This is a genomic window from Ruegeria sp. AH12, assembly GCF_056541465.1.
In genome coordinates this window covers 1-716 of record NZ_JBQFYL010000152.1, presented here as the reverse complement: position 1 = coordinate 716, position 716 = coordinate 1, and the positions used below count along the sequence as shown (strand labels likewise).

The window sequence follows — 716 nt, the reverse complement described above, 5'->3', positions numbered from 1 at the left end:
GCCACGAATTCCGTGTTGCTTCAGGAAACCTGCGCATTGTGGTAGCAAGACGAGGTGGGAATGCGCCTCAGTGATATCCTCCAGAGTCGCGCCCGGTACGCCCAACAGGTTGATGTGCACGCGCACAAATGCTTCGTCGATGATGTGCAACCCGCTGTGCGGAAGCAGGCGGTGAATATCGGCCACACGACCATAGGTGGTATTTTCCACCGGTAGCATGGCCAGATCAGCCTCACCTGAGCGCACTGATTCGATCACATCTTCGAAAGTGCGGCAGGGCAGGGCGTCCATATCCGGTCGCGCGTTCCGGCAGGCTTCGTGACTGTATGCGCCGGGTTCTCCCTGAAATGCTATGCGATTGGTCATTTGGTCGTTTCCGTGCAACAAGTTCTTGAATTGGGCGTTTAGTCGCGGTGTCTATACCTTGCGTCTTCTCAGGGGAAGCCTTAGACACCCCGCAGACAGCTGAAATGGACACGCGATCAAAATGTTCGACACGATGACAGTTACCAAAGCCGCAGCCGGCTTGTTTGGCACCTTCCTGGTGTTGCTTCTGGCAAAATGGGGGGCGGATGTCCTCTATAGCTCTGACAGCCATCTTGCCGAAGCTGCTTACATTATCGAAACCGAAAGCTCGGGCGAAAGCGCGGACGGCGAAGAAGTAGTCTTTGAAGATATGTTGGCTGCAGCCGATCCGGAAAAAGGCGCGCGCGTAT

1 protein-coding gene and 1 pseudogene are annotated in these 716 nt (G+C 55.4%); one reads left to right on the top strand and one right to left on the bottom strand.

Features of this window, described 5'->3' with window-relative positions:
• The coding region (locus tag ACR0EL_RS22280) for a prephenate dehydratase domain-containing protein (protein WP_480502326.1) at nt 1-366 on the bottom strand (366 nt) is incomplete at its 3' end.
• 121 nt (nt 367-487) lie between these two features.
• On the opposite strand from ACR0EL_RS22280, the pseudogene ACR0EL_RS22275 reads away from it, so the two are divergent.
• Nucleotides 488-716 (top strand): annotated as a pseudogene (locus ACR0EL_RS22275) (c-type cytochrome); the annotation flags it as partial.